Here is a 1,645-nt window from a genome sequence, read left to right as displayed (position 1 = left end):
CCGGCGACGCGTGGCGGGCCGTCAGCGCCATGCCCGTCGCCGGCCCGTCGGCCAACCCGCTCGGCGCCGCCTTCGACGGCGTCTCGCCGGCCCGAGCCGGCCGCCGCGTCGCCGCCTACGCGATCGACCTCGCCGTCGCGCTCGTCGTCGCGGGTGCCGTGTGGTGGTTCACCCGCAGCCTCGTGTACGCCGGTCTCGCTGCCGTCGAGGTGGCCGCCGGGCTCGTCGTCTGGGAGGCGCGGAGCGGACGCACCGTGGGGAACACGGTGCTCGGCCTGCGTTCGGCGCAGGAGGACCTGCCCTACGCCCCGGGCCTCGGGCGTTCGGTCGCGCGCGCGCTCGTCCTGGCCGGCGGCCACGTCGTCGCCGGGCTCGGGCAGTGGCTCGTGGTGGCGTCGTCGGCGTTCGACGCGTCCGGTCGACGCCAGGGCTGGCACGACAAGCTCGCGGGCACCGTCGTGGTCGACATCCGGGCCCTGCGCCGCGAGGAGGCCCCGGTCGCGTTCCAGGCGCCCGTCGTCACCGGAGCCGCGCCCGGTGCGGAAGGCGCCGCACCGGCCGCTGGCGTGCCCGACGTCCACGCGGGCCAGCCGTACCCCGTGGTGGGCGGTCCGGCGCCGCAGGGTGCCGTGCCGCAGACGCCGCCTCCTCCGCCGCCCCCGCCGACCGCGGCGACCGGCTCCGTGCCCACCCCGCGGACGCCGGCGAGCGGTACTCCGGCCACGCCTGTGCCCGCCACGCCTGTGCCGACGACGCCTGTGCCGACGACGCCTGTTCCGACCGTGCCGGAGCAGCGACCGGCCGTCGGCGCCACAGCGGGATCGCCCCCGCCGCCGCCGCCGGCCGTCGAGGCAGGTGTGCCGGCCGCGCCTGTGCCGGCCCCACCTGTGCCGGCCACCGCTGTGCCGGCCACCGCTGTGCCGGCCGCCGATGTACCGGCCACACCTGTACCGGCAACACCTGTGCCCACGCGCCCGACGCCAGCGACCTCGTACGTCGTCACGCTCGACGACGGCCGGGCCATGTCCGTGTCGGGGCCCGGCTACGTCGGGCGCCGACCGCAGGCGCCGGCGGGGGAGCGGGTCGACCACGTCATCGAGATCGACGACCCGGGCCGCTCGCTGTCACGGACGCACGCCAAGTTCGGCATCGACCAGCACGGGTTCTGGGTCGCCGACAACGGCTCGGCCAACGGCACCGCGGTGCTCGGCCCGGACGGCACGGCGGTCGCCGGCGCACCCGGCGAGCGTCTGCCCGTGCCGGACGGCGGCACCGTCCGCCTCGGCGACCGCACCTTCACCGTCCAGCCCTACGCCTGACGGTCCGGGCGCACGACCGGTGCGCACGACCCGGGACGCCGTCACCGGCGGCTGAGCCGCGACCGGGCGAGGACGACTGAGCCCGGGCACCCCGTGGGGGAGCCCGGGCTCATGTCAGGTGGTCACCAGCTGTCGTCGGGCTCCACGTCCTCGACGACCTGGGCGGGGGCGGGCCGCTGGCCGCGTGCGCCTGCACGGGCGCCCGCGCCGAGCGCTGCGGCAGCCTGCTCACCCTCGACCTCGACATCGGGCGCCAGGTAGCCGCCGCCGGCGCCGCGGCGCCGCTTGGACGACCCGCCGGCTGCGCCGCCGCCGCCGCCCATCGG

The 1,645-nt window shown here is 78.4% G+C and carries 2 protein-coding genes; one reads left to right on the top strand and one right to left on the bottom strand.

Annotated elements, in window-relative coordinates:
- Nucleotides 1-1,319, top strand: a 1,319-nt coding sequence (locus ICW40_RS19625) for an RDD family protein (protein WP_221655665.1), incomplete at its 5' end; no start/stop codon positions are given.
- Between the two features lie 122 nt (nucleotides 1,320-1,441).
- Here ICW40_RS19625 and ICW40_RS19620 read toward each other — a convergent pair.
- Nucleotides 1,442-1,645 (bottom strand): hypothetical protein (locus ICW40_RS19620; RefSeq protein WP_221655664.1); only part of this gene is annotated, 204 nt, incomplete at its 5' end.

It is taken from the genome of Actinotalea ferrariae (assembly GCF_019733465.1).
In the GTDB taxonomy this organism is placed as follows: Bacteria; Actinomycetota; Actinomycetes; order Actinomycetales; family Cellulomonadaceae; genus Actinotalea; species Actinotalea ferrariae_A.
The sequence above is the reverse complement of the archived record's forward strand: the minus strand, read 5'-3'. Positions and strand labels throughout refer to the sequence as shown.